The organism is Bacillus sp. FSL W7-1360 (genome assembly GCF_038592975.1).
GTDB classification, from domain to species: domain Bacteria; phylum Bacillota; class Bacilli; order Bacillales; family Bacillaceae_D; genus Shouchella; species Shouchella lonarensis.
Genome location: NZ_CP151950.1, coordinates 1,397,393 through 1,422,670, shown reverse-complemented (window position 1 = coordinate 1,422,670; position 25,278 = coordinate 1,397,393). Strand labels below are relative to the sequence as shown.

Sequence of the window (25,278 nt, the reverse complement as noted above, 5' to 3'; positions counted from 1 at the left end):
CTGAAGAGGAGGACACAAAGATGCGAGTATGTGTGTGTTTATGTTCGGAACATTTACAAGAAATCTTAAAGTATTATTGTGGTTATTTATTGGAGTATGACGATGTCTCCGAACGTGCCCCGAGTCGGGTGCAGTGGGGTGATCCTTTGAGCGACTTTGTCGCTCCCAATTTTATTTGAATGTAGTGGGTTATAAGCTAAGTTTCTGAGTCTGAACATTGGCATTTGTCGTCGTTTCATTGTAAAGTATTTAGTAAAAATATAAGTGTGGTTGGCTGGTGGACAACAGGGGTGGATGCTTTATGAACCGAATTTTAATTGTGGATGATGATGCACATACACGACAGCTGCTTAGTCAGTATTTAGGTGAAGCGGGTTATGCCACCGATGACGCGTGTAATGGGGCATATGCGCTTCAGTTATTAGAAGCGCGAGATTATGCACTGGTTGTGTTAGATGTGATGATGCCGGAAATGGACGGATATGAATTGATGAGACAGATGAGGGGGCAGTTTGATTTGCCGGTGCTGATGCTGACGGCGAAGTCGGAGCTTTCAGATAAGGAAAAAGGCTATCAGCTCGGGATCGATGATTATTTGGTAAAGCCATTTGAATTAAAAGAACTGTTATTTCGCATTCAAGCGTTGTTACGGAGGAGTGGACAAGGTGGTGACAAGGTCATCAAGCTTCGTGGTTTTGTCATTAATCAAATGAACTATGAAGTGCAAGTGAACGGCAAAACGCTTTTATTACCATTAAAGGAGTTTGACTTACTATACATACTCGCTGCAAATGCGGGGCGCACGTTAACGCGTGAGCAGTTGATTCATCATGTGTGGGGTAGCGGGTATGATGGCAGTGACCGCACCGTCGATGTGCATGTAAAGCGATTGCGTGAGCGGTTTGCCCCGATGACAGATGATTTTTCAATTAAAACCGTGCGGGGGATTGGCTATATGCTTGAGGTGCAATCGTAGTGCGGTCATTATATGGAACATTTGTCGTGGTGACGCTTGTTGTGATGTTAGTGAGTGGTTTGTTTGCCTTTCTCTTGTCAAATGTATACTATCAACATGCATTAAAGCAACAAAACAACGATAAATATATTGAGACGGCAGAGGAGATTGCAAGAGAGTTAACGTCGCAAACAGAGGTAGATATTGATGCGTATTTGGCGTTTGTGGCGCGGATTGGCTATCAACTGCATCTTGTGCGTGAAGACGGAGACGCATCTTTTTATGGGGAAGACTTTCGCGACGTAAATTTAGGTGAGGACACAATTGCGCATGTGCTTGCAGGAAATGTCTATCACGGTATGGCTGAATTTCCAAAAAGAACGTTTGTGACAGGTTTTTTTGCAAATGAATTAAAAAATAGTGTTGGGGTACCGTTTACTTATGAAGGCGCGAAATATGCATTGTTTTTGCGCCCCGATTTGCCTTTTCATTTTAATGAAATGCGGCATTTATTTGCTTGGCTTATTGGTTTGACGGTGCTATTCAGTTTGGTGTTTGAATTGATCCTCGCAAAATATGTCATTCGACCGGTGTCTCAATTAAGCGAAGCAACGAAAAAAGTACAACAAGGAGATTTCACGCTACAGCTTGATGTCAACCGGAGAGATGAAATTGGCGAGTTAGCGGAAAGTTTTCAGCAAATGTCAAGTCAGTTGGCTAAGCTTGAAAACATGCGCAATGAATTTATCTCCAATATTTCTCACGATATTCGTTCACCGTTATCCAATATCAATGGTTATATGGAGTTGTTAGCTAAAGATAATGTGTCTTCATCAGACAAACGAACGTATATCGCGATTGTGCGAGAAGAATGTGAGCGTTTGTCTAATTTAACGACGCAATTATTACTGTTGTCATCACTCAATCAAATGACAGATATGTCCGTAAAAACCTTCGTTGATGTATCTGCCCAAATCAAGTCGTTAGTGAAAAAGTATCAATGGAAGTTGTTTGAACGGGAGATCACAGTGCAATATGAGCTAGCAGACGACCTTGATTACGAAGGAAAAGAGCCGTTGTTGCTCAGTGTTTGGGATAATTTGTTTAGCAATGCCGTAAAGTATAACCGGCACGGCGGCAGTATTTTTATTACGCTTGAGAAAAAAGCAGGCGCGCTTGAAGTGTCTTTTCGCGATACTGGTGTCGGATTAAGTGAGGAACAAGTGACACGGATTTTTGAGCGTTTTTATCGAGGTGATGCTTCGCGGACAAAAGAAGTGGAAGGATCAGGTTTGGGACTCGCGATTGCCGAAAAGATTGTGTCGCTACATGGTGGGGAAATTTTGGTCGAGAGTGAAATAGGGATCGGGACAACGTTTATTGTCCGGCTGCCGCTTCAGTAACAACTGTTACCGTCTATTCATCGTCTGTTCATATTTCTTGAGTAAACTATTATGTATGAATGTGATGGGGAAGGTGAGGCGTGTGAACAAGTTAACAAACATGTTGGCGAGTAAGCGTGGAGCGCTTTTGGTGCTCGTCGGCTGGCTTGTGTTGATGATGGTGCTCACGATGGTTGCACCGTCTGCGAAAAAGGAAGCAACGAGCATTTCCAGTTCGGGGTTACCGGAAGATGCGCAGTCGCTTGTAGGGGAGGCGCTCTCTTCTCGTTATTTCGATGAGCAAGAAGGCGTCCCAGCATTATTTGTTTATCATGCGGAACGTGGCTTAACAGAAACAGAGATGGCGCAAATTGCCACATTCACCGCGGATATTGGTGAGAAAGGTTGGCCGGAAGTAGCGGCGGTGCTGCCGTTTGAACATATGCCGGCCGAAATACAGGCACAATTTTTATCGGATGATCAGTCCACGCTTGTGCTCCCGCTCTTTTTACAGGAAGGGCTTGAAAGTAGTGTATTGAGTGACGTACTTACAAAGCTGGAGGGTCATTCAAAAACAGTTATTGATGCAAATGATGTGACGTTATATGTGACCGGGCCAGCTGGAATTGCGACGGATGCGACCGCGATTTTTGCAAATGCCGATTTGACATTAATTTTCACAAGCATTGCGTTAATCTTTGTATTGTTGATCGTCATTTATCGCTCACCGATTTTGGCGATACTCCCGCTTGTTGGTGCAGCAATTGTGTATCAAGTGATTGACGGCCTATTAGGCATCGTCGCTAAAACGGGAGTGGAAATTGAGACGCAGGCGCTCTCAATTATGTCCATTTTATTATTTGCTGCGTTAACGGATTATGCGCTGTTCATTGTGTCACGGTTTCGGGAAGAATTACAGAAACAAGCGGATACAGCTCGCGCGATGAAAAAAGCGCTCAACGGTGTCGGGAGTGCAATTTTCTTTAGCGGCACGACAGTTATCGCGGCGTTACTCATTTTGTTTGTTGCGACATATGGTGTGTATCGCAACTTTGCACCCGTATTTTCAGTGGCGATGGTCATGATCTTACTTGCTGGTTTGACGTTGTTGCCAGCATTGTATGTGCTTGTCGGGAAACGCGCGTTTTGGCCGTTTATCCCAAAAGTGGGCCAGTCGCCGGCTTCGGCGAGTAAAATTTGGGGACGGATTGCAACGTTTGTGACAAAGGCACCAATGTTGAAAGGGATCGTTGTGCTCGTCTTGTTTTTAGTCATGGCTGTCAATGTCACACAAATTCAGTTCTCCTTTAACTTAATGAAGTCATTCCCAGAAGAAACGCCGTCACGGATAGGGTTAGAAGTAATGGAGGAGAAGTTTCCCGCCGGCGCTTTTACCCCGACGACAGTGACAGTTGATGCACGTGAAGGAGAACGGTTAACAGAAGAACGATTGTGGGCATTACATCGTGCATTGGCATTACAACCGGGTGTGCGGGAAGTGGATGCACCGGTCATGTCGGAAGTTGAGCCGAATGTGGCGACGTTGGAAATGCGCTTTGAGAACGATCCGTATGATGTACAAACACTAGCGCAACTGGGAGAAGTCGTCGAGCAAGAACAGGAATTGCTAGCGGAAGCAGGTCTCGCTGATACGCGAATGTATTTTTCCGGTGAAACAGCTGAGCAAGTCGATATAAGGCAAGTGAATGAGCGTGACCTGTTTGTGATTTTACCGCTCGTAACACTCGTCATCATGCTGTTATTAGGTATACAAACAAAATCGCTCATCGCCCCACTTTACATGATGTTTTCGATTTTGTTATCGTACGGGGCATCGCTCGGTGCGAGCTACTTTATTTTCCAGCATATGCTCGGGTATGACATGATGAGTTACCGCATCCCACTGTATACGTTTGTTTTTTCAGTTGCACTTGGGGTGGATTACGCCATCATGCTTGTGACCCGAATTCAAGAAGAAATGCGCACGCATCCGTTGAAAAAAGCGGTACAGATCGGACTGCATACCACGGGCGGAGTCATTTCTTCAGCCGGTCTCATTCTCGCAGCCACTTTTGCGGTGTTAATGACGCAGCCGCTCCTGGAGTTGTATATGTTTGGCTTCATTGTTGCACTAGGGGTATTGCTGGATACATTTGTTGTACGGACGATTTTAGTGCCGGCATTAATGATCCAATTAGGGAAATGGAGCTTTTGGCCGCGGAAAAATGCTTGTGAACGTGTCGATGAGAAAAGTGTATAAGTAGTGAGAGAAAAAACGCTTGAGTGAGGAGGCTTGAGCGTTTTTTTTTTGGAGGAGAAAATCTAAAATCCATAGCTATCATCTAATCGTCTTTGGGAAATAAAAAAATTGACCTTTATATTTTGATTGTTTAGAATGAAAGATATATAAATGTCAATGCCTATAATCTAACGGGAAGAAAGGATAACCAAAATGAAAAAAGCGACCATCTTTGTTATGTTGATGACGATAAGTATGATCGGTTGTTCTCCGAAAGAAGCCTATGATAAGGAAGCAGCGGTTGATAGAGGGGATGTGGTGGTTGATTATTTTCAAGATCGAGTTTACAACTTTGAAACATTCGAACGATTCATCCAGAGTATATCCAGCGGAAAAGAAGATGCTATTAGATTAACTTCTTATACATTGGAAGGGGATCCAATTTTCCAAGATGTACAGTTTGATGGAAAAGGGATTAATTATAGCTACAATAACTCGTATGATCAATTTGGAGGAGATGATAGAGGTATTGAAACAGACGTGTGCGAAGGAATCATCAAAGAGGAGAATGAAAAAGGTGAGGCTGATTATTTACTAACGGGTTGCTCTGAAGAGTTAAATGAAAATCGTTCCATTATCCGTGTAGATGAAACAAGATCAAGTTTGTAAGATTAATGTACAAGAGAAGAGAGCGTTTGAGAGAGAGGGCTCAAACGCTTTTCTTCTGTTGTTGCGCGTTCTTATACATGAGAAAGCCGTCAACCCCTAATGTACCTGCATGTTTTCTTCCAAGAATGACAACAAAAGAAAGGAGCAGTAATATGGGATTGGTGGAGACAGTGCCAGCAAGTAGGAAGGACATATTCATTAGACCGCCGAAGAGAGCGGCTGTTGCGGTGAGGCAACCAATGATTAACCCTAATCCGACAAGGACTTCCCCCCACATCACAACAAAGCTAAATAGTTCGGACTGAGGAAGGGCAATATATTCTAAGAATGAGACGTACCACGGATAAGCAATATCAGGTCCTGCACCTGCCGTCACCGGTTGTGCAATCGCGCCTTGCAAATAGCCGCTCGCATCAAATGTACCACTAGTGACTTTTGTCAGTCCTGATGCGAACCATTGCCAACCCAGATAGAGTCTCACGAGTAATAAGATCGAAATGATGATGTTTATACGAGAAAAATAAGAAAAAAATGCCTGCATGAGAAGTCAGCTCCTTTCATTGTGAACAAATTCACAAATGCTATACTTATAGTGTATCTCAGACGCACTATGTTTGTGAATATATGCACAAACATAGTCGCGAGATATTCACACATTTTTACAGGAAGCTGAATATTTTTGATATGAGGATGCACCTAAAACAAAAGGAAAAAACGCTTGAGTAATAGGGCTCAAACGTTTTAGATGGCAGTTGCTTTTCGGTTATTTCCGCCAGAAAGTCGTGCAATCTGCTTTTTCTGCGATATTAAACGCGATCATTTTCTCGAGTAATGAGAAATCAACTGGACCATCCCACGGGATACGCACCAATTCTTTCGTGCGCTTATAGCCAGATTGGGTGATTTCATCATTAAAATGATCGAGTGTCACTCTCTCTGGGGAAACCGACAAATGGTGCTTTGCAACGCTAAAGCCAATAATAAAGGTACCGTGATCGGTAAACATGGGTTGGTTCCATTTGAATTCCGGCACTAACTGTGGAAATGTTTTCTTAACCCAATGTAAAACTTCTTCTATTCGCGCGCGATGTTCCGGGTTTTCAATACGCGCTAAAAATTCCGCGAAAACGTTCATGTTGTTGCCTCCTTGTCGGTGTAGATAGTGCAAAAATTGTCGGACAACACGCATTCTCTCACACATATCTTAACAACTTAAAACTGACATGACAAGCAAAGAGAAACGCTCGATTGAGAGATCGAGCGTGAAAGGTTGGAGTGCAATTCTCCACATACTCATTGATGAGGACAATGCACCCGCATGTTTGTGGCGAAGCGATAGGTGAGAAACATGGAAATAACAGTGAGTGCAATGCTCGCTCCCACGGAAAGCAAAAGAGAGGGGGTGATTTCTGGTAGGCTAAACGGCATTGACACAGGATATCCCCACGCATAGTCGAAGAGGGCGACAAACCCATGTCCGCTGACGATAAAAATGATGAAGACCCACCAGTAGTGATGAAGAAAACGGTAATAACTTGCACTAATGGTTGTGCCAAGGAAATAAAGCAAGCAACCTTTCAAGAAAAACGTGATCATGAGCGTCAAAGCTTCACCGTTTAAGTGCAGCATCGTTGCTTGTGTAACTGCTTCGTGTGTAAGATGCCAAATAGTAAAGAAGACCGTTAAAGTCGCATTAAATATGAAAAGCGCTTGGGTAATCCCGATAAAATAATCACGTCGCGCCACACCTCGGAGGACATAAGCTTGCACCGCGCTGCCCATTGTGAGTAGTCCAAGAATCAAATTGTAAATCGTCGTTGTTTGTAAGGCAGCGTGCAGGGGCACTTGTTGTGTATTATCGAGAAAAAGATAAGCGCCATAATAAACGATAACAAAAATTGGGATAGCCCAAAAGGCTGTGTATAAAAAGTAGCCAAGCATTTGTTTTCTTACTTGTTGGATCACATTCATGATGTCTCCTCCTCTGTCAAATGAATAAACAATGACTGTAGCGTCATCGGTCCGATCTCTAAGTTTTGCGCGCACGCATCTGCTTGTTCTGCTTCACTGAGTTGCGTGTAAATCATCGCTGATTTTGTATTCCCCAGTTGTTCGGTTTGTAACACGTGTTTCCCATCGATAAAACGATCGACTTCTGTACCTTTGCCAGTAATGGTTGTGCCTCGCGCTAATAAGTCTTCTGTTCGCTCATGTAGGAGGAGTGAACCTTGCTTGATAATCAGCACTTCTTCAAATAAGGTATCCATCTCGGAAATGAGGTGTGTCGACAGGATCATGGTCCGTGGATGAGCCATGTAATCTGACAGTAATTCTTTGTAAAACAAATCCCGTGTCGGTGCATCCATCCCTAAATAAGATTCATCAAAAAAGGTTACCGCGGCTCGGCTGGCTAAGCCTAGGATCGCGGTGACGACAGCGGTCATGCCGCGTGACAAATCTTTGATGCGTCCAGTTGGATCAAGTTGGAAGCGTTCGAGTAGTTGTAAGGCGTAATGATGATCGTAATGTGGCCGGAAAGAAGCTTCATGTTTGAGCCATTTTTGTAATGTGCGCTCTTCGGTTCCTGAGCTGAATACTTCTGGACGAACAAAGACCATTTTTGTCATCGTCTGCGTGTTTTCATACACGTCCTCTCCATCAATCAGGATGTGCCCTGTTGTTGGTCGTTGAAAACCGGCGAGCAATGATAGGAGAGACGTTTTTCCAGCCCCGTTTCTTCCGAGTAGTCCGTAAATCTTGCCGCCTTCTAGAGTAAAGGAAATATCTTTTAATGCTTCTTTTCCCCCGTATTGTAAGGAAAGATTTTGTACTTCGATCATGCGTCATCCCGTCCTTTCAGTGTCATCATCATGTCATGTATGTCGTCAATCGATAGGTCAAGCTTCTCTGCTTCCTTCATTAAATTTGCCACGTGTTCTTCTTTGAAAAGACGTCGGCGATGGAGAAGTAGTTTTTCACGTGCGCCAGATGTCACAAACATGCCAATCCCACGCTTCTTGTAAAGAATCCCGTCATCCACGAGTTGATTGATGCCTTTTAAAATCGTTGCGGGGTTAATTTTGTAATGAAGTGCGAGTTGATTCGTCGACGGTGCTTGTGCTTCTTCTTGTAAGGAACCATCGATAATCGCATCAGCAATCATTTCTTTTACTTGGAGGAAAATCGGTTTTTTATCATCGAATGAAGGACGCATGTATTCACCTCCATCTGTAGGTTATATGGTTAGTTAGTTATGTAATCAACCATATAACAGGCACAGGGAATTGTCAACAACATTTTTTATTGAATGCATAAAAAAACAGCCAGCCCGTTTGAATCGGGTTGGCTGTCGTCATCTAACGAGGTGACCAGACAGGCTTTTCAATTAAAACTTCTTGTTCTTGTTGGCTGAGAAAGCGTTTTAGTTTTGGTGTTAGGCGCTTATCGTCTAAATGAATGCGCAAGTAGAGGTGAGAAAACAGTCTGCGATAGTTTAGGAGGGTGAGGAGGCGTTCTTCTGAGAGGATCGGATCAGGATGTGCTGTGCTATAGCCCGTACGTAGTCCCTCCCACAAATTGTGTGCCAGGGCATTCCGCTTCTCTACCTCTTCACGTGGGAACACATCTAATGTGTGATAAAGCGCGATTGCTAAATCGTAAAGGTACCAATGTTTTTCTCCGTCTCCGAAGTCAAAGCCGGTGATTTTCCCGTTATGCCAATGAAAATTATGGGCGTGAAGGTCACCATGGATCACACCGTAGTCTCTTTTATCGCGAGACCAAGATTGTAAGATGTCTAACATTTTCTCCCAATGAGAATAGAGCGGATCATCACGATCAGGCGTCAATGAAGGCCACCATGTATGTTCGTCAAAATTGGGGAAGTCAGGTAATTCTGTTGGCACATGAAACTGGCGCGTTTCGCGGTGAATGGCACCTAAAAATGCGCCCCATTGTGTAAATAAATCGGCGTGTGGTTCCCACTCTTGCATTATATTTGGTGGTGAGCCAGCGACTTTTTCTGCGGCGGTCACGATGAATGGTTGCTCCGCTGTTTCAATCGATTCGATCCAATGATTTGCGTGAGAACGGATGGGACAAGCGAGGGAGAGGCCACAAGATTTGAGATGTTGTATCCAAGCGATTTCTCTCTTGCTGGCAATCAGTTGTGTTACTGGAGAAAATTTGAGTACAACCCCTGGCTCAGGAAGTGGATAGAGAAAGACATTTTGATGAAATCCTCCTAAAGGCTCGATTGATTTAGGGTCAAGAGAAAAGCGTGTTGCAGCTTCGGTCAGTACAGATGTGGGAATCATAGTCTCGCACTCCTTTCCTTAGTGTTATTGCAATATAAATCGTATCGTGTAAGTGTATCACAGCAAATTAGGGTGGGGTATCGACAAGGTTTCCTCTCTTGAAACTTGCAAGATTTAAGCACTTATGGTAAAATATTTGAGTCTTATTTTCCAGTCAAAACATAGTCACAGATACATAGAAAACTCCGTGTCTCTTTTCCATCAAGAGGATACATAACAAAAATAGAGACATTTCTTTATGAAGTAGAGTGACTTTTGTGAGAGTCAAAAGTCATGGCATTTTATAAAGAAAAAGGAGTTGGAGAGAAATATGCAATTAAGTAGTACAAGTTGGAAACAACAATGGTTTGGCAATGTGCGCGGAGATGTGCTAGCAGGCATTGTTGTTGCACTCGCATTGATTCCTGAAGCGATTGCGTTTTCAATCATCGCGGGTGTTGATCCGATGGTTGGATTATATGCATCATTTTGTATCGCGGTCGTCATTGCATTTGTTGGTGGACGACCAGGAATGATTTCTGCGGCGACTGGCGCTATGGCACTAGTCATGGTGACACTCGTGGCGGATCACGGGCTAGAGTATTTACTCGCTGCAACAATTTTAACAGGGATTTTGCAAATTTTATTCGGGATCTTTAAGTTGGCACGGGTGATGAAGTTTGTCCCGCGTTCGGTCATGGTTGGCTTTGTCAATGCACTGGCGATTTTGATTTTCATGGCGCAAATTGATCATTTTATTGATGAACCATGGATGATGTACGCACTTGTGGCGTTGACACTCGCGATCATTTATTTATTCCCGCGTTTGACAAAAGCAGTGCCATCGACACTTGTAGCCATTATTGTCGTGACAGCGATTGTGTTGTTTTTTAATATTGGCATTCGTAACGTTGGTGATATGGGCGCATTAACACAATCATTGCCGATGTTTGCATTACCAAATATCCCCTTTAACTTAGAAACGTTATGGATTATTTTCCCATATTCGTTAGCTTTAGCAATTGTCGGTTTGCTAGAGTCATTACTCACAGCAAACATTGTTGATGATATGACAGATACAGATAGCAATAAAGATCAAGAGAGTCGCGGACAAGGGATTGCGAACATTGTCACTGGATTTTTTGGTGGGATGGCTGGTTGTGCGATGATTGGTCAGTCGGTCATTAATGTGAAGTCTGGTGGTAGAGGGCGTTTGTCATCACTTGTGGCAGGGGTTTTCTTGATGTTTCTTATTTTAGTCCTCGGAAACATCGTTGTTCAAATCCCGATGGTAGCATTAGCAGGTGTCATGATTATGGTGGCAATTAGTACATTTGATTGGCAGTCACTAAAGAATTTACACCGCGTGCCACGGACGGATGCATTGGTCATGGTTGTCACTGTAGCGATGGTTGTGATTTCGCATAACTTAGCTTATGGTGTGTTTGCTGGAATTTTGCTCAGTATGGTGTTTTTTGCTGTGAAAATGTCGAAGGTACGTGTGTAGTCTCGTCTGGATGAAACGAGGGGGACGCGTTATTACACGGTTCACGGACAGTTGTTCTTTGCTTCAGTGACAGACTTTATGGCGCAAATTGACGTGGCTGAGAAAATCGACGTGGTGGAGCTTGATCTAACGCATTCACACCTTTGGGATGACTCGGCGATTGGTGCGTTAGATAAGTTAGAGATGAAATTTGCACAAAACGGTGTTTCCGTCAAGTTTAAAGGATTAAATGACGAAAGCTCGAAATTGTTAAGTAAGATTGGTGGTTTATCCAATTAGTCAGGACATTAAATGTGACGAGTGAAGCGGAGGTCGAGGCACGTATGTTTAAAAAAGTGTTGGTGGCAACAGATGGTTCTGCTCATGCCAAGAGAGCATTGAAGCAGGCTGTGCAAATGGTCGGACCTTATCGTGCGCAAGTACAAATGGATTTGGTATATTGTATAGACGGTGAAACATCGAAAGCAGATATTTTACGTCACGGTGATGCGACGACAGCGGATGCCAAACGAAAAGAAATGTTTGCTGAGAGCTTATCGTACTTGGCAGCGCAGCAAATTTCTGCACAAAGTGTATTTTTACATGGTGCACCGGCAAAAACAATTTTAAATTATGTGAAGGAACATTCGTACGACTGTGTTGTTGTTGGGAGCCGGGGACGAAATGAGTGGCAGACGCTCGTGCTTGGTAGTGTCAGTCATAAGCTCGCAAAGTATGTAGAAGTACCATTGCTAATCGTGAAATAAGAAGGGGATCACCGCATGTCGGTGATTCCTTTTTTAGAAGGAAGAAAATAGAGGAGTGGCGAATATGATTTTAGATGGTTGTTCTATATCTGCAGTTGGACTTAGGTGATCGTTGACTGTCGTCTGAATGATGACATATTTGGTTAAAGGCCGTGCCGTTTATATAACGAGAGAATATAGTAATCGTGTAGGTGCTCTTTTTAAAATCAATATGGAGGAGGAGAACGTGATGTCTGTTGGTGAATCTTTTGAGATCATTCAAGATTTTATTCCTGTTGGAAGAAGTAATCGACCGGGATATGTGATGAATCCACGCTATATTACAGTTCATGAGACGGGGAATACAACTGTAGGTGCGAATGCAGAAAGGCACGCTGCATATGTGAAAGCAACGGGCCGTCTCGTTTCATGGCATTTCACGGTTGATCAAGGGCGCACAATTTATCAGCACTTGCCGTTAAATGAGACGGGTTATCATGCAGGTGATGGAAATGGACAGGGGAATCGAAACAGTATTGGAATTGAATTATGTGTCAATCGTGACGGGAATTTCTCACAAACACGCGTCAATGCAGCGAAGTTGATCGCACATTTGATGGAAACGCATAATATTCCGCTGGCAAACGTAAGAACGCATCACAGTTGGTCGAAGAAACAGTGTCCAGCAAATCTATTAAATGATTGGCCTCGTTTCTTGCAACAAATTTCTGAGGCAGACGAGCTTGATTTTGAACAACCTCATGTACCAGATCGACCTGAGGTACCTGATCAGGACGATCCGCCTGATGGTCAACGTCGTGTTTTACGTCTACAAACACCGTATATGCGAGGAGAAGATGTGCGCGAATTACAGTCAGCGCTTGTGCGAAACAATTTTTATCCGGATCGTCATGGACCAAATGGTGGTGTAGACGGCGTTTTTGGTCCAAAAACTGAGAATGCAGTTCGGCGTTATCAAATCATGAATGGATTAAAGGTTGATGGGGTGGCTGGAGCAGAAACATTTGCTTCACTTGGATTGAGTGATGCTGTCGGTGATGATCAACCGGACGGAGGAGGGAGTGAAACGCCTCGCGTATTACGTTTACAAACACCGTATATGCGAGGAGAAGATGTGCGCGAATTACAGTCAGCGCTTGTGCGAAATAATTTTTATCCGGATCGTCATGGGCCAAATGGTGGTGTAGACGGTGTTTTTGGTCCAAAGACTGAGGATGCAGTTCGGCGTTACCAAATGATGAATGGGCTGAAAGTAGACGGAATTGCAGGACCAGCAACACTTGTCTCACTGAATTTAACTAGTGCCAATGACCGTAAAGAAGATGAGGTACGACAGCCTCGTCGCGTGTTACGCTTGCAAACACCATACATGCGCGGAGAAGACGTCCGCGAATTACAGTCAGCGCTAGTAAAAAGTCACTTTTACCCAGATAGAAGTGCAGCTAGCTACGGGATAGACGGCATTTATGGTCCGAAAACATCGGGTGCGGTTCGACGTTATCAAATAATGCATGGCTTGAAAGTTGATGGGATTGCGGGTCCCGAGACGTTTAAATCGCTTCGTTTGTAACGCGCTACGATACCTAATATCATTACGAATGTGTTAATATTATGAAAACAAAATGGGTTTTTGTCCTGCGCTTCTAATAGATGATGATTGTCATGAAAAGAAAACGACAGCGGCGACACTGTCGTTTTTGTACATATTACTTTCGTTTCCGTAATATAGCAAACAAGAGCAATGCTCCAATGAAGATAAGCGCGCCAATAACAGAAGTGGTCAGAATGGTATTTGATGATGTTTCTTGTTTTTCGGTTTCAGGCTTGTTCTCTGTTTGTTGTTTTTCACTTTCTTTTTTGGCAGCTTCTTCAGCTGCGGCTTCATTTTCCACCGCGTCAGTCGCTGCGACCTCGAAAGAAAATTCACCCTCAATTGCATGAGTATCATCACCGACATTTTTCCAAGTAACATGGTAGTTCCCTGATGGAAGTGGTTTTTCAAGTGTTGCAGTCATGGAACTGCCTTCTGTTACAACAGAATTAACTGGCATCGTTTCATCTGTTTTTTCGTCTGTCACTGTGACATCTCCTGTGCCGATTGCGCCATCAAATGTAATCGTAATTTCAGTTATAGTTTCTTCAAGGACATCACCATCTGCTGGGGTGGAAGATTTGTAATGAGAATGGGCAAGCATGGTGTTCGGCAATGTTACAGCTGAACTCATAAAAATTAGCAATAGTAAAGTAAAAAAACGTTTCATGTTTTTAGCTCCTTTATTTTTATTCACGATGTAAATATAACAGAAAAATGTGTGCGCGTGGTGAAATATCGATTTGTTTATGATTTGTTCACATATTTCTTTTATGATGTTCTCCAATTTGATAAGATAACCAATATTTGCAGGATTTGAACGGTCGAAAAGTGCACAAAATAACGTTTAAAGGAGAAAAAGGAGTGCACAGGATGATGAGGAAGAAGCAAGTAGCAATTTGGAGTATAGTATGTAGCTGTATTGTTGTTTATATGTATCGAATGTTCTCGCATGTTCGATTCCAAAAACCTGTTCAGCATCTGTTTTCCAGCAAACCAACCACAACACAGCCATTATCTGATGCATCTCATATGGGGAAATGGTTGCAACTATTGTTACAATAGCTGAAAGTGGTGGTTCGTGATATGATTAAAAGGAGTGAATAACGTGTTTTAGTAAGTAAGGGGAAGGAGGGGACGACGATGGAAATGATCGATCGTGTCATTCGTTGGGGAGTGAGTATACCATGGCTCCAGTTGCTCATGGCACTCGGGATTTTTTTGTTGTTTTTATTGTTTCGGAAAATATTTACGCGTTATGTGTTCAAAGTTATCTTAGCTTTTTCTCAAAAGACGCATGTGTCGTTATTTACACAGTTATTGCTTTCGTACAAGAAGCCAATGCGACTTTTTTTTGTTATTATTGGTGTAGATGTTGCCTTGCGGTCTATGCATATCGTGGTTACAGGTCATCCGATTTATAAGGCTAGCTTGATCATTTTGTTAGGCTGGGGTCTCTATGAGTATGTGTCTACCCACGGTACGTTTATGGCATTCGCGCAACGAAAATTTAATGTTGCTAAAGAGCATATGATCATCCCATTTGTGTCAAATGTGTTGCGTTTTGCTGTGATCGCTCTCACCGTTGTTGCCGTATTAGCCAGTTTTGGTGTGGATATTAATGGGTTTGTGGCTGGTCTTGGTTTAGGTGGACTTGCGTTTGCTTTAGCTGCCCAAGAGACAGTTGCAAATTTCTTTGGTGGCATTGTCATTATTACCGAGAAGCCATTTAAAAAAGGTGATTGGATCAAAACCGCGTCAGTCGAAGGCGTTGTGGAAGATATTACGTTCCGCAGCACGCGGGTGCGAACATTTGCGGATACGCTTGTGACGGTACCAAATAAAACATTATCGAATGAAGCCATTACAAATTACTCGGAGATGGGGATGCGCCGGGTGGATATGACGATTGGTGTTGGGCAAGATGCAACGCGTGCTGCGTTAGAACAGTCAGTTAAGGCGATTCGTCAAGTGATTTTGACGCATCCAGGGGTTGTATCTGACACAGTCATGGTCCATTTTGATGCATTCGGTGAATCTAGTTACAATATTTTTGTTTATTATTTTACAAAAACCGTTGCGTGGACGGAGTGGCTCGCTATAAAAGAAGAGATTAATTTTGCTGTGCTCGATATTTTAACGGAAGAAGGCGTGTCCGTATTGCGTCCGATTGCCCTCCACCAAAAAGAACATACAGAAGAGCGGGATTCAGCTCGTTAAAAAAACGTCGATTGCAATTTAGCGCGTAACCTTTTAAGATGGATAATGAAAGTCTAAGGAGAAACTAGAGGGGGATATATAGATGATGAATGCAAATGAAATTATTTCATTTATATCGAAAGCGGAGAAAAAGACACCGGTAAAGGTACATATGAAAGGGAAGCTTGCAGGCATTGATTTTGGCTCGGATGTACAAGCTTTCTTGGAAGCAAAGACAGGTGTCGTTTTTGGTGAATGGCAGCATGTACAAGCGGTACTTGAAAAATACGCCGACCAAATTGAAGACTATGTGGTTGAAAATGATCGTCGCCATTCGGCGATCCCATTGCTTGACTTAAAAGGCATTGAAGCACGAATTGAGCCAGGTGCCATTATTCGCGACCAAGTCGAAATTGGGAAAGGCGCGGTCATCATGATGGGCGCTACTGTTAATATCGGTTCGGTTATTGGTGATGGCACGATGATTGACATGAATGCGGTACTCGGTGGTCGGGCGACAGTCGGGAAAAATTGCCATATTGGAGCCGGTGCTGTCTTAGCAGGTGTGATTGAGCCACCTTCTGCGGATCCGGTTCGAATTGAAGATGGTGTAGTTGTTGGCGCCAATGCGGTCATTTTAGAAGGTGTCAAAGTCGGTGAAGGCGCAGTCGTTGCCGCTGGTGCAATCGTGACAGAAGATGTACCTCCGCGTACAGTTGTTGCGGGAATGCCAGCGCGCGTGTTGAAAGAAATTGATGAGAAGACAAAAGGGAAAACTGAGATCCGTCAAGAATTACGGCGCTTGAATGAGGACGAATAGTATGAAAGATATCGGGCTAGCATTTACTCATTGCTAGCCCTTTGGTGTTGCAAAGGAGGGGATCGTTTGGACTGGATTAAACTGAGACGCGCTTTTCACCGTATTCCAGAGCTTGGTTTTTGTGAAGTAAAAACGCAGCAACTCATCTTGGATACGATTGCTAACATGCCACAAACTCATTTGACTGTGCAGACGTGGAAAACGGGAGTCATTGTCCGTGTTCGCGGAAAGTCAGCGTATACGGTCGCTTATCGTGCGGATATGGACGGTTTGCCGTTACCTGAGGAGACAGGCTACGAATTTGCTTCGATCCATAAAGGGACGATGCACGCATGTGGACATGATTTCCATATGACGATCGCGCTTGGGATCTTAGCGCACTTTAGTGAAGTAGAACCACCGTGTCAGCTCGTTTTTATTTTTCAACCAGCAGAAGAAGGGCCCGGTGGCGCAAAACCGATGCTCGAAGAAGGTGTGCTAAAAGACTGCTGGCCAGATGAAATGTATGCGCTGCATATTGATCCAACATTGCCAGTCGGGACGGTGTCGACGAAACCGGGTTTGCTTTTTGCGCACACGTCTGAGCTATTTATCGACTTTCATGGACAAGGCGGGCACGCGGCTTACCCGCATAAAGCAAATGACATGGTCGTCGCTGCTGCTCATTTTGTGACGCAATTACAAACAATTGTCGCGCGAAACATTGACCCACTCTCTAGCGCTGTTGTTACGATTGGCGTCATTCAAGGTGGAACGAAGCAAAATGTCATTGCCGAGACCGCGCGGATCGAGGGGACGATCCGCACACTATCAGAAGAGGCAATGGAGACGGTGAAAGCGCGGATTGAAGCATTGACAAAAGGTGTGGAAGCGGCTTTCGAATGCAAAATGATGATTGATTATGGGGCCAATTATTGCGGCGTGCACAATGATGCAACACTCGTGAGTGATTTTCGCTCCTTTACCGAATCGGCAGCGCAGATGACGTATCACGAGGCAACTGAAGCAATGACGGGTGAAGATTTTGGCTACTTTTTAAATGAAATACCAGGTTTGATGTTTTGGCTCGGCGTCGATAGCCCGTACGGTTTACATGATGTGCGACTTGCGCCAAAAGAAGAGGCGATTGAGGTGGCGATTCGGCATATGACGGGGTTCTTGGAATTGAGAGGGAAGTGAGCAGGGGGCTGTTAGAGCAGCTCCTTGAAATTTCTGTTTTCAGTATTAACTAGATGAGAAAATTTCATTAATTACTGTTGACACGGTCGTTTATATTAATTTATCATGATGATGAAGACGTGGTGTGTTGTTTATATTTTGGTTTCGGATCATATGGTAGCGCTTTCAATATTAAGCATCCCAATGCTGGGAGGAGCATATGTTTTGTAAATTGGAGATGAATCAAAAAGTACGAATTCATGCGGGTATTTTACTAGAATCATATCCAGGTCAAACCTATGCTACTATATTGAAATCATTGACGACGATGACGAGTCTTATATTGCGGTGTGTGGAATGAAACTGCGAAATCTATTTCCCTTTCATCCGCCGCTCATTATGTTATAATAAACCTATCAACAACTAGGGGAGCCCACCTTACTGGGGCTGAGATGGAAACGAATTGGTTTCTAAACCCTTTGGACCTGATCTGGATCATACCAGCGTGGGGAAGTTTACATCATGTCTACATCATCTACAAGCTCGTGTTTATCTAGCTTGTGATGTGATAAATAGACGTGTCTTCTTACATGAGTCGGGGTCCGTTTCTAGGATTGCGGCTTTTTATTGATGTTTTTTACCTCGTGGTGGTACTAGGTCTCGTCCTTTTATTTTTAGTCTAAAAGGGGAGATGTGTTGTATGAAACAAACACCAGCTGTAACGAATGACATGTTGTCAATTATGAAAAATTTTTCGGGGAGCAAGAAAGTGTATGTGGAAGGGTCGCGACCGGATATCCAAGTGCCAATGCGTGAAATTGAATTGAGTCCAACGACAGGTTCATTTGGCGACGAAGAAAATGATCCTGTTCGTGTGTATGACACAAGTGGCCCGTATACTGATCCGGAGTATGATGTGGATGTCGAGAAAGGTTTACCGGCATTAAGGCGTTCGTGGATTTTGGAGCGTGATGATGTGGAGGCGTATGAAGGACGAGGGGTCAAACCAGAAGATAATGGCTTTGGTGCACAAAAACCTGTAGAGCCCGCGGCATTTGCTGGATTGAAGCGGAAGCCATTGCGGGCGAAAAAAGGGAAGAATGTCACACAGCTCCATTATGCGCGGCACGGGATCATTACACCGGAAATGGAGTTCATTGCGATTCGCGAAAATATGGATCCTGCTTTTGTGCGTGATGAGGTTGCAGCAGGACGGGCGATAATCCCGTCCAATATCAATCATCCTGAATCGGAACCGATGATTATTGGCCGCAATTTTCATGTGAAAATCAATGCAAATATTGGTAACTCAGCGGTCACGTCGTCGATTGCTGAAGAAGTAGAAAAGATGACGTGGGCAACGCGTTGGGGTGCCGACACGATGATGGATTTGTCAACTGGAAAAAACATTCATACAACACGAGAATGGATCATTCGTAATTCCGCGGTACCGGTTGGCACAGTGCCAATTTATCAAGCGTTAGAGAAAGTAAATGGTGTTGCGGAAGACTTAACATGGGAAGTGTATCGGGACACGCTAATTGAGCAAGCAGAGCAAGGGGTCGATTATTTCACGATTCATGCGGGTGTATTGTTGCGTTATGTGCCGCTGACAGCAAAGCGATTGACAGGTATTGTGTCACGTGGTGGTTCAATTATGGCGCAATGGTGTTTGTATCATCACCAGGAAAGCTTTTTGTATACGCACTTTGAAGAGATTTGCGAGATTATGAAGCAATACGATATTGCTTTTTCGTTGGGGGATGGGCTGCGTCCAGGTTCGATTGCCGATGCGAACGACGAAGCGCAGTTTGCCGAGCTTGAAACGTTAGGGGAATTAACAAAGATTGCATGGGAACATGACGTACAAGTCATGATTGAAGGACCGGGGCATGTGCCGATGCACTTAATCAAGGAAAATATGGACAAGCAGCTAGAAATTTGCCAAGAAGCGCCGTTTTATACGCTCGGACCGCTTACGACTGATATTGCACCGGGGTACGATCATATTACATCAGCAATTGGTGCGGCAATGATCGGCTGGTATGGTACGGCGATGCTTTGTTATGTGACACCGAAGGAGCATTTAGGCTTGCCGAATAAAGATGATGTGCGTGAAGGCGTTATTACGTATAAAATTGCGGCACATGCGGCGGATTTAGCGAAAGGACATCCCGGTGCAGCAAAGAGGGATCATGCGTTATCAAAAGCACGGTTTGAATTCCGCTGGCGTGATCAATTTCGTTTGTCGCTTGATCCAGAGCGCGCAGAGTCGTTTCATGATGAAACATTGCCAGCAGAAGGGGCAAAAACGGCGCATTTTTGCTCGATGTGTGGACCGAAATTCTGTAGTATGCGTATCTCGCAAGATATTCGTAACTACGCGCGTGAGCATAAGTTGGACACGAAAGAAGCCATTGCACAAGGAATGGCGGAAAAGGCAGAGCAATTTAAACAGGCAGGTGGAAAAGTTTATATTAAGGAGTAGGAAAATAAAAACTGTCGGGGCAATAGAAGTGCGACAAAAAAAGACATGAATAGTAACGGGATGAAAGAAGCCGGAATATGAGTGGACTCAAGGAAAGCATATATATGCTTTCCTTGAGTCTGATTCCTCACAACTAAATTCTGCAGATAGAAGTATGCATATGTCTAGCGATTCTCATTTGGTTTTTGATATAATGAAAGGTGTAGGCAATGAAATATTAGAATTAGTTTAAACTAATTCTAATATAATATTGACTATAAATTAGAAACCTTATATAATGAGGGTGTACCATCATTGAAGGGAGAAATTTGACGATGACAGAAAAGCGTATGGTTGCAAAGCAAGCACCTCGATTTGAAATGGAGGCTGTTCTGCCAAATAAAGAGTTTGGTAAAGTAAGCCTCGAAGAAAATATGAAAAACGATAAGTGGACAGTGCTCTACTTTTATCCGATGGATTTCACGTTTGTATGTCCAACAGAAATTACGTCATTAAGTGACCGTTACGATGAGTTTGAGGATCTTGATGCGGAAGTGATCGGTGTTTCTACAGACACAGTTCATACGCATAAGGCTTGGATCAACACACCGCGTGATGCCAATGGTCTTGGTGAGTTGAAGTACCCACTGGCAGCGGACACAAATCATGCAGTTTCGCGCGAGTACGGTGTACTCATTGAAGAACAAGGAATTGCTCTTCGCGGTCTGTTCATTATTAGTCCTGAAGGTGAATTAATGTATGCTGTTGTGAATCATAACAACATTGGCCGTGACGTAGATGAAACGTTACGAGTGCTTCAAGCATTGCAAACAGGCGGTTTATGCCCGGCAAACTGGAAGCCTGGACAAGCAACGCTATAAATTGTATGTTTAAAGAGGGCTAACGTGAAATGTCGTTAGTCCTCTCACTTTCATTTGATAAGGGGGAAAAGACATGCCGTTAAAATTACGGTCACCGATGCCAGAACTAACAGGTGCAACGACTTGGTTAAATGGAGAAGTGAAGAGGGAAGACCTTGTCGGTAATAAACCAACATTGATTCACTTTTGGTCCATTAGTTGCGGATTGTGTAAAGAAGCAATGCCCGATGTCAATAATTTTCGCGATGAGTACAGTGACAAATTGCATGTTGTTGCAGTGCACATGCCTCGGTCTGAAAAAGATTTGGATCTTGATGAAGTGAAGCGTGTGGCTGCCGAACATGATATTACGCAGCCTATTTTTGTGGATAATGACCATAAATTGACCGATGCATTGGAGAATGAGTACGTTCCTGCATATTATGTTTTTGACCGCGAAGGGCAACTACGTCATTTTCAAGCAGGCGGTGGAGGCATGAAGATGCTGACAAAACGTGTCAATCGTGTTTTAGGTGTGAAAGAAGACAAGTAAATACTTGGAATGTACGTAAATCCTTTTGTCCTCTTTGCGGTTGGAGGAAATGATGAGACGACCGTTTGTTGTCATTGGGTTGGGTAGGTTTGGTGGAAGTGTAACACAAGAATTAATGAGGCAAGGAGCGGAAGTTTTAGCGATTGACCGAGATGATGCTAAAATTGAAGCATTTCGTGAGCATGTTACGTCTTCAGTTGTAGCTGATGCAACGGATGAGAAAGTACTGAAGGAATTAGGTGTTCACGAGTATACGCATGTGATTGTTGCGATTGGTAATGACATCGAAGCGAGTATTTTGACAACGTTGTTACTGAGCGAGTTGGGTGTTCCTGATATTTCTGTTAAAGCACAAAATGACTATCATGCAAGAGTGCTAACGAAAATAGGAGCTGACCGCGTTTTACATCCAGAGCGTGACATGGGTACACGTCTTGCTCATAATTTAATGTCAAAGAACATCATTGATTATGCTGAACTCTCAGGACAGCTTAGTGTCATGGAAATGACAGTCGATGAACACAAATGCGGAGGCACAATTGGCGCATTGGAACTACGGAGAAAGTACCATTGCGCCGTTGTAGCTGTGTGTCGTAATGGGACATTTTTTCCTTCACCACCGATGACAGAAGTTATCAAAAAAGGTGACATCCTGGTTGTCCTCGGTCTAACAAAAGATGTCTATCAGTTAGAACAAGCAATCGCACATAAAAAAGAAGGCTAACTATCGCCTTCTTTTTTATGTGTTTATACTTCCATAATGATAGGTAAAATCATTGGTTTTCGTTTGGTCCGTTCGTACAAGAAAGGACCAAGTAGGTCAGATATCTCTTGTTTAATCTCAGCCCATTGAGAAGTTCTTTGCTTCATGACCTGTTGTAAATGTTTCGCGAGTAATTTTTGCGCTTCATGAATCAGATCACCTGATTCACGCATGTATACAAAGCCGCGAGAAATAATGTCTGGTCCAGACATTATTTTAAATGCTTTCATGTTCAGGTTGACAACGACTATGACAAGACCTTCTTCAGACAAGATGCGGCGATCACGTAAGACAATGTTGCCAATATCGCCAACACCGCTGCCATCAACATAAACAGAACCAGAAGGAATCTTACTAGAGACACTGGCTTCTTCTGGGTGTACCGCTAATACATCGCCATTATCCATTACAAAGCAGTTTTCTTCTTTGACGTCACAGTCTACGGCTAATTTGACGTGGTTTTTGAGCATACGGTATTCACCGTGAATCGGCATGAAGTACTGTGGGTTCATGAGTCGAATCATTAACTTTTGCTCTTCCTGCCCCCCATGTCCCGATGTGTGAATATTGTTAAGCGAGCCGTGAATGACATTGGCTCCAAGGCGGTAGAGTTGGTTAATGGTCTTTCCGACACTCAGTGTGTTACCAGGTATAGGAGATGAAGAGAAAATCACTGTGTCGCCAGGAATGATTTGGATTTGTCTGTGTGTCCCAGAGGCGATGCGTGATAATGCAGCCATGGGCTCTCCTTGGCTGCCTGTGCAAAGAATGGTGACTTCGTTTTCAGGTACCCGTTTTAAATGTCCAGGTTCAATGAATATACTTGGTGGTGCTTGGATGTAGCCTAGTTCTTGACCAATCGAAAGCGCTTTTTCCATGCTGCGACCGAACACGCATATTTTTCTGCCGTGCTTCTTAGAGGATTCCACAACTTGTTGCAGGCGATGAATGTTTGATGAAAATGTAGCAAAAATGATTCGACCGTCCACTTTTCCAAAGATTGTATCGATGCTTTCCCCGACTTTGCGCTCCGACATTGTGAAGTCAGGGATTTCACTATTTGTGCTGTCAGAGAGTAGGCAGAGTACACCTTCTTCACCTATTTTTGCCATCTTTGTTAAGTCAGCGGGTTCGCCTACTGGGGTAAAGTCAAACTTAAAATCACCTGTATGAACGATATTTCCAGGTGGGGTCTTTACAACAATTCCGTAAGAATCAGGAATACTGTGAGTTGTCCGGAAAAAAGAGACAGATGTTTTTGTAAATTTGATGACATCATCTTCGCTTACTTCATGCAACGTTGTTTGACGTAATAATTTATGCTCTTCTAGTTTACCGCGCAATAGACCGAGCGCTAGTTTACCGCCATATACATCAATATTTAATTGACGTAATAAGTAAGGAATACCACCAATATGATCTTCATGACCATGTGTAATGAATAGTCCTTTAATTTTCTCTTGGTTTTCTTGCAAATAAGTATAGTCTGGAATAACATAGTCAATTCCGAGCAACTCATCTTCTGGGAACATAATGCCCGCATCAATTAAAATGATTTCGTCTTGGAACTGGATGCCATACGTGTTTTTCCCAATCTCACCGAGCCCACCAAGGGCAAAAATAGCCGTTTGATTATTTTTCACATGTTTCACGTTACACACTCACAATCTCATACTTTGCATGTTCCTGTTCATATGCTAAGTATGCATCAGAAAGTTTGATGATCGATTCAATGTTATACCCTTTCGGACCGAGTGCTTGTCTTACAGCAGTTTCACTTCCTGCTTCTATGTATAACGCACGTGTCTTCTCCCGAACGGGTGCTTGAATGGTATCCGGTTGATAATGAACTTTAAAGATCATGCACATTCTCTCCTTTTTAAATCATTCTTTCCTACATTATAGCGGAAAGCATATATTTTTGATACATTGTTTACTGAAAAATTAGCGGAGGACTGATACCTGAACGGTGTCAGCCCTGCATTTTTACAAGCGCGTTGCCATTATACGCGTAAGTATAACGATTTTGGTAACAATTGCTCAAATCCTTTTAAGAGACGTCGGCGCCATTTTCTTAGCATGAATGTGACCCTCCTTTTTCATCGTTCGTTATCACGTAGTGTGTGTAGTAAACGATGAAAAAAACGAGGATAATACTGGGTAAAACATTAAAGCGCATGACCCGGAAGAGGTTTTTTATGAGGGTCCGTTAAGTCCTCAATTCGATCGTAAAACATAATGCCGTCTAAATGATCCAGCTCATGTTGAAAGACAATCGAAATAAACCCACGCAGGCGTAGCGTGATTTCTTCTCCTTCATGAGTCGTGCCTTTTACTGTGATACGGGCATATCGGGGGACACGTCCTTCAATTTCACGGTCAACGGATAAACAACCTTCTCCTGTTTCAAGTTCTGTTGTTTCAACCGAATGCCGTATCACTTTTGGATTTGCGAGGCCAAAACTGTGTAATTTCCCATTCTCATCAGTAGCATGAACGGCAAATAATCGTTTTGAAATCCCGATTTGTGGTGCAGCTAAGCCGACACCTGGACGCAAGTGATATTGTTTTGCTATGTCTGGATCTTGACTGTTTTTTAGAAACGTTAACATGGATAGAAGGGTTTGTGTATCTTCTGCATCGAGCGGTAGCTCGACTGGACTGGCAACTTTTCTTAAAACAGGGTCTCCTTCACGGACGATGTGTTCCATTGTCAGCATATGTAATCACCTCTTATCTTCTCTTCCATTAGTTTAAGCATATTCATTCTTTTCTGCAAGGGAAAAGGGAGGCTAAAAAAATGCCTCCCTTTATACGAGCTTATTGGCATTTGCAGTCAGAGGATGCCGCAGGGCTGGCTGCGCCTTTTTTATCTCCGAACTGTGAAGCACCGACAATGATAAGCAGGATGAAGAGCACGACGATTAAAGCAAATCCTTTGCCACCGCCGCTGCCGTATCCAGACCCGGCACAAGGATCACAGTACTGGTACTGATCATATCCATATCCGTACATAACAATTCCTCCTTCTTTTTCTGACCGCTAAAAAATATGCGATTCAATACATACCATAT

General features: G+C 43.4%; 26 protein-coding genes, 1 pseudogene and 1 riboswitch. Of the genes and pseudogenes, 16 read left to right on the top strand and 11 right to left on the bottom strand.

All coding sequences use genetic code 11. From position 1 onward, the window contains the following. Positions 1-20: 20 nt before the first annotated feature. The 5 genes from NSQ26_RS07115 to NSQ26_RS07095 all read left to right on the top strand — a co-directional run bounded on the left by NSQ26_RS07115 (position 21) and on the right by NSQ26_RS07095 (position 5,245). Positions 21-179, top strand: coding sequence for a hypothetical protein (locus NSQ26_RS07115; RefSeq protein WP_499717660.1), 159 nt, complete (start codon positions 21-23; stop codon positions 177-179). Positions 180-301: 122 nt separating this feature from the next. Then, complete coding sequence (locus NSQ26_RS07110; protein WP_499717659.1) at positions 302-976, top strand: response regulator transcription factor; 675 nt, start codon at positions 302-304, stop codon at positions 974-976. Then, entirely contained in the window at positions 976-2,358 is a 1,383-nt protein-coding gene (locus NSQ26_RS07105) for a sensor histidine kinase (protein WP_499717658.1), read from the top strand. The genes NSQ26_RS07110 and NSQ26_RS07105 overlap by 1 nt, the downstream gene beginning before the upstream one ends. A gap of 82 nt (positions 2,359-2,440) precedes the next feature. Then, positions 2,441-4,597 (top strand): MMPL family transporter, encoded by a 2,157-nt coding sequence (locus NSQ26_RS07100; RefSeq protein ID WP_499717657.1) that lies wholly within the window; start codon positions 2,441-2,443, stop codon positions 4,595-4,597. A gap of 192 nt (positions 4,598-4,789) precedes the next feature. Then, complete coding sequence (locus tag NSQ26_RS07095) at positions 4,790-5,245, top strand: DUF4362 domain-containing protein (protein ID WP_499717656.1); 456 nt, start codon at positions 4,790-4,792, stop codon at positions 5,243-5,245. 40 nt (positions 5,246-5,285) lie between these two features. On the opposite strand, the gene NSQ26_RS07090 is transcribed toward NSQ26_RS07095, so the two are convergent. The 6 genes from NSQ26_RS07090 to NSQ26_RS07065 form a co-directional block, all read right to left on the bottom strand. Further along, positions 5,286-5,786 (bottom strand): DoxX family membrane protein, encoded by a 501-nt coding sequence (locus NSQ26_RS07090; protein ID WP_499717655.1) that lies wholly within the window; start codon positions 5,784-5,786, stop codon positions 5,286-5,288. A gap of 222 nt (positions 5,787-6,008) precedes the next feature. After that, the gene (locus NSQ26_RS07085) at positions 6,009-6,380 is read right to left on the bottom strand and encodes an iron chaperone (protein WP_499717654.1); all 372 of its coding nucleotides are present in this window, start codon (positions 6,378-6,380) and stop codon (positions 6,009-6,011) included. A 158-nt stretch (positions 6,381-6,538) separates the two neighbouring features. After that, positions 6,539-7,216, bottom strand: coding sequence for a hypothetical protein (locus NSQ26_RS07080; RefSeq protein WP_499717653.1), 678 nt, complete (start codon positions 7,214-7,216; stop codon positions 6,539-6,541). After that, the gene (locus NSQ26_RS07075) at positions 7,213-8,085 is read right to left on the bottom strand and encodes an ATP-binding cassette domain-containing protein (protein WP_499717652.1); all 873 of its coding nucleotides are present in this window, start codon (positions 8,083-8,085) and stop codon (positions 7,213-7,215) included. Before NSQ26_RS07075 ends, NSQ26_RS07080 begins: the two co-directional genes overlap by 4 nt. After that, complete coding sequence (locus NSQ26_RS07070) at positions 8,082-8,459, bottom strand: GntR family transcriptional regulator (protein WP_090775493.1); 378 nt, start codon at positions 8,457-8,459, stop codon at positions 8,082-8,084. The genes NSQ26_RS07075 and NSQ26_RS07070 overlap by 4 nt, the downstream gene beginning before the upstream one ends. Before the next feature lie 142 nt (positions 8,460-8,601). After that, positions 8,602-9,561, bottom strand: coding sequence for a phosphotransferase enzyme family protein (locus NSQ26_RS07065; RefSeq protein WP_499717651.1), 960 nt, complete (start codon positions 9,559-9,561; stop codon positions 8,602-8,604). A 310-nt stretch (positions 9,562-9,871) separates the two neighbouring features. Here NSQ26_RS07065 and NSQ26_RS07060 point away from each other — a divergent pair. From NSQ26_RS07060 to NSQ26_RS07050, 3 genes and pseudogenes are all read left to right on the top strand, one after another. Beyond that, positions 9,872-11,326: pseudogene (locus NSQ26_RS07060) on the top strand (SulP family inorganic anion transporter). A 14-nt stretch (positions 11,327-11,340) separates the two neighbouring features. Then, positions 11,341-11,793, top strand: a complete 453-nt coding sequence (locus NSQ26_RS07055; protein ID WP_499717650.1) for a universal stress protein — start codon at positions 11,341-11,343, stop codon at positions 11,791-11,793. Positions 11,794-12,022: 229 nt separating this feature from the next. After that, positions 12,023-13,363, top strand: a complete 1,341-nt coding sequence (locus NSQ26_RS07050; protein ID WP_499719946.1) for a peptidoglycan recognition protein family protein — start codon at positions 12,023-12,025, stop codon at positions 13,361-13,363. A 136-nt stretch (positions 13,364-13,499) separates the two neighbouring features. On the opposite strand, the gene NSQ26_RS07045 is transcribed toward NSQ26_RS07050, so the two are convergent. Then, on the bottom strand, positions 13,500-14,054 hold the full coding sequence (locus NSQ26_RS07045; protein ID WP_499719944.1) for a copper resistance protein CopC: 555 nt from the start codon (positions 14,052-14,054) through the stop codon (positions 13,500-13,502). Between the two features lie 203 nt (positions 14,055-14,257). Between NSQ26_RS07045 and NSQ26_RS07040 the strand changes: the two genes are divergently transcribed. The 8 genes from NSQ26_RS07040 to NSQ26_RS07005 all read left to right on the top strand — a co-directional run bounded on the left by NSQ26_RS07040 (position 14,258) and on the right by NSQ26_RS07005 (position 22,165). Continuing rightward, positions 14,258-14,449: a hypothetical protein gene (locus NSQ26_RS07040; protein ID WP_090775499.1), complete on the top strand. Its 192-nt coding sequence runs from the start codon at positions 14,258-14,260 to the stop codon at positions 14,447-14,449. A 78-nt stretch (positions 14,450-14,527) separates the two neighbouring features. Continuing rightward, positions 14,528-15,604 carry a mechanosensitive ion channel family protein gene (locus NSQ26_RS07035; RefSeq protein ID WP_499719943.1) on the top strand — a complete coding sequence of 359 codons (1,077 nt, stop codon included), beginning with the start codon at positions 14,528-14,530 and terminating at the stop codon, positions 15,602-15,604. An 82-nt stretch (positions 15,605-15,686) separates the two neighbouring features. Beyond that, entirely contained in the window at positions 15,687-16,403 is a 717-nt protein-coding gene (gene dapD / locus NSQ26_RS07030; RefSeq protein ID WP_499719941.1) for a 2,3,4,5-tetrahydropyridine-2,6-dicarboxylate N-acetyltransferase, read from the top strand. A 66-nt stretch (positions 16,404-16,469) separates the two neighbouring features. After that, complete coding sequence (locus NSQ26_RS07025) at positions 16,470-17,582, top strand: N-acetyldiaminopimelate deacetylase (RefSeq protein ID WP_499719939.1); 1,113 nt, start codon at positions 16,470-16,472, stop codon at positions 17,580-17,582. A gap of 394 nt (positions 17,583-17,976) precedes the next feature. After that, positions 17,977-18,090, top strand: a riboswitch (TPP riboswitch). A 171-nt stretch (positions 18,091-18,261) separates the two neighbouring features. Further along, on the top strand, positions 18,262-20,049 hold the full coding sequence (gene thiC, locus NSQ26_RS07020; RefSeq protein ID WP_499719938.1) for a phosphomethylpyrimidine synthase ThiC: 1,788 nt from the start codon (positions 18,262-18,264) through the stop codon (positions 20,047-20,049). Between the two features lie 314 nt (positions 20,050-20,363). After that, on the top strand, positions 20,364-20,909 hold the full coding sequence (locus tag NSQ26_RS07015) for a peroxiredoxin (protein WP_090775503.1): 546 nt from the start codon (positions 20,364-20,366) through the stop codon (positions 20,907-20,909). 73 nt (positions 20,910-20,982) lie between these two features. After that, positions 20,983-21,441, top strand: coding sequence for a TlpA disulfide reductase family protein (locus tag NSQ26_RS07010; protein WP_090775504.1), 459 nt, complete (start codon positions 20,983-20,985; stop codon positions 21,439-21,441). Between the two features lie 52 nt (positions 21,442-21,493). Beyond that, a complete protein-coding gene (locus NSQ26_RS07005; RefSeq protein ID WP_499719935.1) occupies positions 21,494-22,165 on the top strand; it encodes a potassium channel family protein in 672 nt (223 codons plus the stop codon). A 23-nt stretch (positions 22,166-22,188) separates the two neighbouring features. Here the strand turns inward: NSQ26_RS07005 and rnjA are convergent, their stop codons facing one another. From rnjA to NSQ26_RS06985, 4 genes are all read right to left on the bottom strand, one after another. After that, the gene (gene rnjA / locus NSQ26_RS07000) at positions 22,189-23,856 is read right to left on the bottom strand and encodes a ribonuclease J1 (RefSeq protein WP_499719933.1); all 1,668 of its coding nucleotides are present in this window, start codon (positions 23,854-23,856) and stop codon (positions 22,189-22,191) included. A 1-nt stretch (position 23,857) separates the two neighbouring features. Next, positions 23,858-24,067, bottom strand: coding sequence for a DNA-dependent RNA polymerase subunit epsilon (locus tag NSQ26_RS06995; protein WP_090775506.1), 210 nt, complete (start codon positions 24,065-24,067; stop codon positions 23,858-23,860). 305 nt (positions 24,068-24,372) lie between these two features. Next, on the bottom strand, positions 24,373-24,924 hold the full coding sequence (def, locus tag NSQ26_RS06990) for a peptide deformylase (RefSeq protein WP_499719931.1): 552 nt from the start codon (positions 24,922-24,924) through the stop codon (positions 24,373-24,375). 100 nt (positions 24,925-25,024) lie between these two features. Next, on the bottom strand, positions 25,025-25,219 hold the full coding sequence (locus tag NSQ26_RS06985) for a YjcZ family sporulation protein (RefSeq protein ID WP_499719929.1): 195 nt from the start codon (positions 25,217-25,219) through the stop codon (positions 25,025-25,027). Positions 25,220-25,278: the final 59 nt, after the last annotated feature.

What these genes read in the sequence shown, in the direction of transcription:
- NSQ26_RS07095 (WP_499717656.1), top strand. Translation starts at nt 4,790, where the DNA reads ATGAAAAAAGCGACCATCTTTGTTATGTTGATGACGATAAGTATGATC.
- NSQ26_RS07045 (WP_499719944.1), bottom strand. Translation starts at nt 14,054, where the DNA reads ATGAAACGTTTTTTTACTTTACTATTGCTAATTTTTATGAGTTCAGCT.
- NSQ26_RS07070 (WP_090775493.1), bottom strand. Translation starts at nt 8,459, where the DNA reads ATGCGTCCTTCATTCGATGATAAAAAACCGATTTTCCTCCAAGTAAAA.
- def (WP_499719931.1), bottom strand. Translation starts at nt 24,924, where the DNA reads ATGCTGACAATGGAACACATCGTCCGTGAAGGAGACCCTGTTTTAAGA.
- NSQ26_RS07090 (WP_499717655.1), bottom strand. Translation starts at nt 5,786, where the DNA reads ATGCAGGCATTTTTTTCTTATTTTTCTCGTATAAACATCATCATTTCG.
- NSQ26_RS07110 (WP_499717659.1), top strand. Translation starts at nt 302, where the DNA reads ATGAACCGAATTTTAATTGTGGATGATGATGCACATACACGACAGCTG.
- NSQ26_RS07065 (WP_499717651.1), bottom strand. Translation starts at nt 9,561, where the DNA reads ATGATTCCCACATCTGTACTGACCGAAGCTGCAACACGCTTTTCTCTT.
- NSQ26_RS07050 (WP_499719946.1), top strand. Translation starts at nt 12,023, where the DNA reads ATGTCTGTTGGTGAATCTTTTGAGATCATTCAAGATTTTATTCCTGTT.
- NSQ26_RS07040 (WP_090775499.1), top strand. Translation starts at nt 14,258, where the DNA reads ATGATGAGGAAGAAGCAAGTAGCAATTTGGAGTATAGTATGTAGCTGT.
- NSQ26_RS07010 (WP_090775504.1), top strand. Translation starts at nt 20,983, where the DNA reads ATGCCGTTAAAATTACGGTCACCGATGCCAGAACTAACAGGTGCAACG.
- NSQ26_RS07075 (WP_499717652.1), bottom strand. Translation starts at nt 8,085, where the DNA reads ATGATCGAAGTACAAAATCTTTCCTTACAATACGGGGGAAAAGAAGCA.
- thiC (WP_499719938.1), top strand. Translation starts at nt 18,262, where the DNA reads ATGAAACAAACACCAGCTGTAACGAATGACATGTTGTCAATTATGAAA.
- NSQ26_RS07005 (WP_499719935.1), top strand. Translation starts at nt 21,494, where the DNA reads ATGAGACGACCGTTTGTTGTCATTGGGTTGGGTAGGTTTGGTGGAAGT.
- NSQ26_RS06995 (WP_090775506.1), bottom strand. Translation starts at nt 24,067, where the DNA reads ATGATCTTTAAAGTTCATTATCAACCGGATACCATTCAAGCACCCGTT.
- NSQ26_RS07080 (WP_499717653.1), bottom strand. Translation starts at nt 7,216, where the DNA reads ATGAATGTGATCCAACAAGTAAGAAAACAAATGCTTGGCTACTTTTTA.
- NSQ26_RS07085 (WP_499717654.1), bottom strand. Translation starts at nt 6,380, where the DNA reads ATGAACGTTTTCGCGGAATTTTTAGCGCGTATTGAAAACCCGGAACAT.
- NSQ26_RS07015 (WP_090775503.1), top strand. Translation starts at nt 20,364, where the DNA reads ATGACAGAAAAGCGTATGGTTGCAAAGCAAGCACCTCGATTTGAAATG.
- NSQ26_RS07035 (WP_499719943.1), top strand. Translation starts at nt 14,528, where the DNA reads ATGGAAATGATCGATCGTGTCATTCGTTGGGGAGTGAGTATACCATGG.
- NSQ26_RS06985 (WP_499719929.1), bottom strand. Translation starts at nt 25,219, where the DNA reads ATGTACGGATATGGATATGATCAGTACCAGTACTGTGATCCTTGTGCC.
- NSQ26_RS07115 (WP_499717660.1), top strand. Translation starts at nt 21, where the DNA reads ATGCGAGTATGTGTGTGTTTATGTTCGGAACATTTACAAGAAATCTTA.
- dapD (WP_499719941.1), top strand. Translation starts at nt 15,687, where the DNA reads ATGATGAATGCAAATGAAATTATTTCATTTATATCGAAAGCGGAGAAA.